The 6,897-nt window shown below is 73.0% G+C and carries 5 protein-coding genes and 1 pseudogene; all 6 read right to left on the bottom strand.

Going from position 1 to position 6,897, the window contains the following annotated elements; genetic code table 11:
• Positions 1–635: pseudogene (locus QSK26_RS40125) on the bottom strand (hypothetical protein); the annotation flags it as partial.
• Positions 636–1,062: 427 nt separating this feature from the next.
• Positions 1,063–1,842, bottom strand: a complete 780-nt coding sequence (locus QSK26_RS40120; RefSeq protein WP_285780616.1) for a hypothetical protein — start codon at positions 1,840–1,842, stop codon at positions 1,063–1,065.
• Positions 1,839–2,681, bottom strand: coding sequence for an MbnB/TglH/ChrH family RiPP precursor modification enzyme (locus QSK26_RS40115; RefSeq protein ID WP_285780615.1), 843 nt, complete (start codon positions 2,679–2,681; stop codon positions 1,839–1,841). Before QSK26_RS40115 ends, QSK26_RS40120 begins: the two co-directional genes overlap by 4 nt.
• Positions 2,605–4,506 carry an ABC transporter ATP-binding protein gene (locus QSK26_RS40110; protein ID WP_285780614.1) on the bottom strand — a complete coding sequence of 634 codons (1,902 nt, stop codon included), beginning with the start codon at positions 4,504–4,506 and terminating at the stop codon, positions 2,605–2,607. The genes QSK26_RS40115 and QSK26_RS40110 overlap by 77 nt, the downstream gene beginning before the upstream one ends.
• Positions 4,503–5,234: a nitroreductase family protein gene (locus QSK26_RS40105; RefSeq protein WP_285780613.1), complete on the bottom strand. Its 732-nt coding sequence runs from the start codon at positions 5,232–5,234 to the stop codon at positions 4,503–4,505. Before QSK26_RS40105 ends, QSK26_RS40110 begins: the two co-directional genes overlap by 4 nt.
• On the bottom strand, positions 5,225–6,889 hold the full coding sequence (locus QSK26_RS40100; protein ID WP_285780612.1) for a TOMM precursor leader peptide-binding protein: 1,665 nt from the start codon (positions 6,887–6,889) through the stop codon (positions 5,225–5,227). The genes QSK26_RS40105 and QSK26_RS40100 overlap by 10 nt, the downstream gene beginning before the upstream one ends.
• Between the last annotated feature and the right edge of the window lie 8 nt (positions 6,890–6,897).

Raw genomic sequence — 6,897 nt, 5'->3', positions numbered from 1 at the left:
TCGTCGCCGGGTGGGACCGGGACCTGGCGGCCGGGGCTGGTGGCGATGATGTCGTCGAGTTCGGTGCGGATGGCGTTCACCGGGCGCAGCGACGCGGCGACGACACGGTGACCGAGGCAGGTGATCGTCACGGCGAGCAACAGCGCGGACTCGCCGACCAGCGCCGCCAGCCAGGGGTCCACCCCCGGCGGGATCGTCGGCGAGGCGGCGTACACGATCCAGTTCCCCTCGGGACGGTGGGCCGACTGCGCGACCACGACGTCGCACCGGCCGGGTCCGAAGACCCCGTCGCAGACGACCGCGTCCCTGATGTTCTGGACGCCCGGCGTGAACTTCGTCATGGGCGGTTTGCCGCGCAGCGCCATGGTGGAGGCGACGACCCGCCCCTCGTGGTCGACGATCTGAAGGTTGCGCGACTGGCTCCGCGCGAGCGGGAACTCCACCCTGTCGCCCGCCTCCACCTTCATGGCGACCCGGCCGCCGGCGGCGCGGACCTCCTTGATGAGCGCGCCGGTGGCGAAACGGTGGATGGCGACCATGAGCACGACGGCCAGCAGCGTGGACAGCAGAGCGGCCACCATGCCGGTGAACAACGTGATCCGGGCGGTGATCGAGGTTCTGTGGTTCGCGTTCATCCTCCGGCCCCCCTCGGCCGGCGGGCCGTGAGGGCCCCAGGACTCGGTGCGGAGGGTGTCGTCGGGCTGGACTGGGTGTGGAGGTCACGGTCTGCGTCTGCGCCATGACGTTTCGACCATACCTGCTGGTGGCGCCGCATTGCCAACGCGTGGCCTCCTCGGGCCTACCTGGGAGGTGATCGACCCGCTTACCGGCCGGCTGCCAGCCTCTCGAACGTCGCAAACTCGGCAAACCTCATATAACGGAGGAAATGACCATGCCGTACTTCGAGGCCACCGACGGAACCCGGCTGTCGTACGAGGACTACGGGACGGGGGCGCCGATCGTGTTCGTGGCTACCGGCCGGCCCGGCCGGTAGCCGGTCGAGGGTCGAACCTGTGTACGAGTCTGTGGAAACTGTGGATAACCCGTTCGATCCCCGGTCCGTCAGCAGGTGCCGAACGTGATGTCGACGCCCTTGGCCCGCAGGTTCACCAGGGCGCGTCGCACCGACTCGGCGGGGATCCCGAGCGTACGGCCCAGAGTCGTGACCGGCCGCGAACCGTCGCAGTGGGCGAGGAGAGTCCGGAGGGCGGCCGGGATGCGATGGGCCAGCACCCTGGTGCCGGAACCGGGGGCGAACACGTAGTGGGTGCGCCGCTCCCGCAGGTCGTCGAAGGGAACACGGTCGATCACCCGCCGCTGGACCTGGGTGACCGGGCAGTCGAAGGTCTCCACGGTCACCCCGGGCCCGAGGGCCGGATGGGCGGCGGCCCGGCCGGAGTGCTCCTCCCGGGCCCGCCCGCGTACCTCGTGCAGCAGCACCTCGTACCGGAGCAGGTCCCGGACGACGGGAAGGTCGGCGGCGGGGGTGGTCCCGGTGACCAGCTCGCCCAGCCGTACGGCGGCGTCGATCACTCCTGGCAGGGTCGTCATCCTGGCCCCCACCAGGCAGCGGCCGAAGATGGTCTCGTCGTCCCACGCCGCGCGGCACAGGGTCAGCGTGGCGGGCAGCGCGACCTCGGCCACCTCGAACTTCTTCAGGCGCGTCACCAGCCCCGTCATCCTCAGCCCCGGCGCACCGGCGGCACAGAGCCGGCGGACGTCGGCGGGGGAGAGGCCGTAGCGGGCGGCGAACGCCTCCGGAGCCGCGCGGACGTCGGCGAGGAGCGCCGGCTCGGCCAGCAGCCGGGCGAGCAGGGCCTGCGCTCCCTGCGGCGTGCTCATCGCGCCGGCCCGGACTGCACGACCCACCGGGCCAGGCGCAGCTCGCCCACGATCTCCCCGAAGTCGTCGGGGAAGTTGTCGTCGCGCTCCAGCAGGATCCCCTTGACATGCTGCCGGTCCAGCAGGTGGCCGAGCAGCCTCAGCACCTCGTCGCTCACGGCGTCGTCATGGCTGTCCACCTGGAGCGCGTCCGGGCCCTCGGCGGCGGTGTTCCCCGCCAGATGCACCTGCTCGACCCGATCCAGCGGCAGCGCGTCCAGGAAACGGAACGGGTCGTAGCCGTGGTTGCGCGCGTTGACGGCCACGTTGTTGAGGTCCAGCAGGATCCCGCAGTCGCAGTGCCGCATCACCTCGGAGATCATCTCCGCCTCGGTGAGCTCACCCGGCAGGTCCACGTAGTAGGTGATGTTCTCCAGCAGGAACCTGCGGCCGAGCCTGTCCTGTATCCGCTGGGCCTTCTCGGCGATCCGCCGCGCCTGCCGGTACGTGCGCTGCACCGGCGCCAGGCTGTCCAGGTGGATGCCGCCGTCGCGGGTGAAGCACAGGTGGTCGCTCACCCACGGCGCGTCCACGGCGTCGGCCACCGCCGCGACGCCGTCGAGATAGTCCTCGTCGAGCGGCTCCTCGGAGCCGACCGACATCTCCAGGGAGTGCGGGACGATGGGAAAGGTCTCCCGCAGCCACTGGAGGTCCCGTAGCCCCGCCGGGTCGCCGATGTAACCGTCCGTGATGACTTCGAGCCAGTCGATCTCGTGTTCGTGCTCAAGAATCCGATCGTGCAGCTGTGAGCGGTATCCGAGTCCCACTCCGAGATCCGGCAGGATTCCGCCGACCCCCATCGATCTCCTCCTCCTGGTTCAGCGTGTTCTCTCCGGTACGTGACGGCATTCGTCCGCCGCCGGCCGGCGCCTCCTGCGCGGCCAGCATCGCCGCGTAGGCGCCGCCCGCCGACCGCAGCTCCTCGTGGGTGCCGTGCTCGGCGATGCGCCCGCGGTCGAGCACGAGCACCCGGTCCTCCGCGGCCAGCCGCGGCAGCCGGTGGGCGATCACCACGAGCGTGTGGTGCCGGTAGGCGGACCGCACGGCGTCGTGCACGCGCTGCGCCGTCATCCCGTCGAGCGCGCTGGTGGCCTCGTCGAAGATGAACAGCCGGCCGCCGGCCAGCAGCGCACGCGCGATCGCCAGCCGCTGGCGCTCGCCCCCGGACAACTGGTGACCGCCTTCTCCGATGGGCGTGTCGAGTCCGTCGGGCAGGGACGCGACCAGGTCGTCCAGGCACGCCGCCCGCAGTGCTCGTGCCATCTCGGCCTCGGGGACGTCGTCCCCGGCGAACTCCAGGTTCTCCCTGAGCGTGGCGTTGAGGAACGACGTCTGCTGCGGAACGAGGGTGGCCTGCTCCAGGAGGGATTCCGGGCCGGCCGGCAGGCCGTCCACCGTGACGACCCCGTCCGCGGGCCGGAGCAGGCCGGCGAGCAGCGAGCCCAGCGTGCTCTTGCCCGAACCCGTACGGCCGACCACGAGGTGCAGTTCGCCGGGGGCGAGATCGAGGTCGATCCCGTCGAGGGCTGGACGGTTCGCGCCGGCGTACTGGAAGCGGAGGCCGCGCACCCGGGCCGCCGGCGGGCCGCCGGCCGCCTTGCGCACCGGCGGGAGCGGGTGGGCGGGCAGGTTCGTGTACTCCATGATCCGCTCGAACGTCGCCACCGACGCCTGGATCTGGGCGCTGAAGGCGAGGAGCGTCTGCATCGGGTCCGACAGCCGCATCTGCAGCATGACCAGCGCCACCAGGGTGCCGACCGACAGTTCGGGCAGGTAGAGCCCGGCCACCAGGTAGATGATCGGCGCGATGGCGGCGAAGCAGAAGCCGATGAAGGTCAGCGTCCTGGCGCCGATGACGCGCTGCTGGATCGTGGTGTCACTGATCGACTCGCAGACGCCGGTGAACTGGTCCCGTTGCCGGTCCGTACGCCCCAGGGTCCGGCCCAGCACGGTGCCGTTGAGGGAGAGGGCGTCGGACACATGGCGCATCATCGTGGTGATGTGCCGCTGGCGTTCGGCGGCCAGGCTCCGGCGGCGCCGGGCGAACCTGTTGTTGAGCAGCGACAGCAGCGTGGTCAGCAGGAGTGACGCCACCGCCAGCGGCCAGGAGAGGACGACCATCGCGACGGCGGCCGTGGCGGCGTGCGCGATCGCGGCCACGACGGAGCGTACGGTCTGGCTGAAGAACCGGTCCACCCCGTTCACGTCGCTGACCAGCCGCGCCTGAAGCTCACTGGCGCTTCGCGCGGCGAAGAACTCCAGCGGCTGCGCGTGGGCCCGGTCGAACACCTCTGTCCGCAGGTCCACCACGAGTCGCTGACTGATCCAGTTCGTGATCGCCGCCTCGGCCACGTTCAGCGCGCTGGCGACGCCGCCCAGGACGACGAGCCCCCCGCACAGCAGCAGCAACAGCTCGGTGTCCCGCTGCGGCAGCGCCCGGTCGAGCAGCACCAGCAGGGCCAGCGGATTGAGGACGCCCAGGCCCACCCGGAGCAGCACGATCAGCAGCGCGAGGGCGGTGTGCCCGCGGTAGGGCCGCAGCCGGGCCGCCATGAAGCGGGCGGTGTCCCAGGTGGTGACCGCCTGCGCCGCGGTGCCGTCACCCCGCTGTGCCGAGATCGTCATGAGTCGCCGGCCCGCCGGCGGCCGAGCGCGACCGTGAACAGGTGCCGGACACCGGGATCGTGCCGCCGCATCGCCCGCGTCACGCCGGAGTCGGGCTGGCCGAACACCGAGCAGTCCAGGCCGTATGTGCGTGCCGCGAGCCAGATCGTGTGCCCGAGCGCGCCCGCGTGCACGAGGAGCCCGCCGTAGGAGTCGCCGGAGGCCGCCACGACCGCGCCGCCGATGAAGATCAGCGCCGGCGCGTCGGCGAACGCCCGGGGCCAGTCGGCGGAGGGCGGCGACTCGGGCAGTTCGGCGTACGCACCCGACGGTGACGGGTGGTACAGGCCGGGGGCGAGGCCACCCACGCGGCGGAGCGCCAGCAGGGTGGTGAGCGGCCCGCCCGGCGCGTGCCTGCTCAGGTAGGAGTGCTCGGCCAGGCCCAGCACGGCTGTCAGGGTGTCCAGCGGCAGCGGCTCGGCGGTGAACGCGCGTACCGAGCGGCGGCCCCGGAGCACCTCCTCAAGCGGAAGACGTCCGCCGGCCGCCGGGTGGGCCGGGCTGTCCGGAAGACGTCCGCCGGTCGCCGGGTGGGGCGGGGTGTCCGGGAGACCCCCGCCGGCCGCCGGGTGGGCCGGGCCGGTTTCCGCGCAGAGGCGTGGGCCGGGGGGTGCGGGGGGCAGCGGCGACCTGGTCCGCACCAGGTCGTCGACGGACCGGGTGAACTCGTCCTCGCGTATCAGAGGCATGCCGACTCCCCGCCGTCCCGCCTGTCGTGCCCGTCCCCGATACCGGCGATCCCGGTGACGAACTGGTCCCGGCGGTCGAGGCGGAGAACCTCCGCCACCCGCTCGTCCCAGCTCCGCGCCCACCGGGTGTGCCGGCCGTAACCCGCCGCCACGGTGTCGAGCTGGGTCACGGCGCAGCCCGCGTCCAGATGGACCAACCGGTGCGAGTGCTGATACTTACCTGCGTTGCGCGCGTGGGCGGCGACCAGCACCACCACGGTGGAGTACCCGGCGGGCCGGAGGTCGGTTCCGGCCAGCAGGCCGGCGGCGGTGACGGCGTCGGGGCGGACCGCCGTCAGGGCATGTCCCAGATCGTCGTACCGGAAGAGCGTGCCCGGCAGGCCGGGGAAACCCGCCTCCCGGAGCAGGTACAGCTCCACCGACCCGAGGTTGCCGCCGGTCGGCGTCCAGCGCTGCATCCTGTCCGCGCCGTCGTCCCGCCTGAGGCCGCCCACGCGGCGGAGCAACTCGCCGAGGACCTCTTCGTCGGCCGTCTCCGGCCGCTGCCCGGCCTCCTCCCGGCCGAAGGTCCCGCCGACCGGAAGGCCGGTGCCGGGAAGCGGGCGCCGGGGATGGCTGGACAGCCGGGGGCGTTCGCCCTCCAGACCGGCGACGCGCTCCGCGGCGGCCCCCCGCCCGGCCTCCCTGGGGGTCAGCACGGCGGGGGTTCGCTGGGTCCACCACTCGTACTGCTCGATCGCCGCCGCCGCGGGGGACAGCGCGCGCCCGGCTCCGCAGTGCGCGCACTCGGGATACGGGGCCGCCACGAAGTGCTCCGTCGTGAAGTCGCGCAGGGAGATCCGGGCGACCCGCCGCCCCAGTCTCATCCCGGCGACCTTGGTGATCATGGACACCGTCTCCGCGGCGGCGACCCCGGCGGCGAACTCCAGCGCGTCGGGCGTCTCCTGGTCGCTCGGCTCGCCGTCCCAGGCGGCCTCGCGGCGGCTGCGTTCCAGGCACTCCACACACGTGCTGAACCCCGGGAACAGGTAAGGGCCGACCTCCAGATGCCCCCCGGCCAGGAGCACCCGCAACACGGGCACGCCCTGCGCCGCGCCTTCCCGCGCGGCGGACGCGATCACCTGGGCGGCGTCCGGGCCGGTCCCGACCGCGACGACGAAGTCGGTCTCCGCGAGCGTACGGTCGCCGTCCGCTGTGCCCGGCACCAGGCTGACCGCGCCGGCACCGCTGAGAGTCAGGTCCGCGCCGACGCGGGCGCCCACGGCGTCGTGCGCGAAGACGGCGACGCGGGACCCGGCCAGCAGGGCGGTGACCTCCCCCGTGCCGCGGTAGCCCGCCAGGTCCTTGACCCGGCCGTAGTACGAGACCACCGCGGCGGGCAGGCGGGGCGGGACGGGTTCCGCGCCCGGATGGTCCAGCAGGCCGCTCCTGTCGAGAAGCGAGATCGCCTTGGCCAGTTGCCGGGGGGAGAGGTCCAGTTCGTCGCAGATCTGCCCGCGGTCGCGTACCCCGTCGAGCAGCGGCAGCAGCCGTGGCAGCACCCGCGTCGCGGCCTCGCCGCGGAAGACCTGCCGGCGCGGGGTGCCCGTCACGACCAGGCCGTCCCCGGCCGCCACCACCGCCAGCCCGGTGAGGAGCCTCGGGGCGGCCGGCACGTCATCCG

The sequence above is a fragment of the Microtetraspora sp. NBRC 13810 genome (genome assembly GCF_030268685.1).
In the GTDB taxonomy this organism is placed as follows: domain Bacteria; phylum Actinomycetota; class Actinomycetes; order Streptosporangiales; family Streptosporangiaceae; genus BSRQ01.
This window is presented reverse-complemented; position numbering and strand designations above follow the sequence as displayed.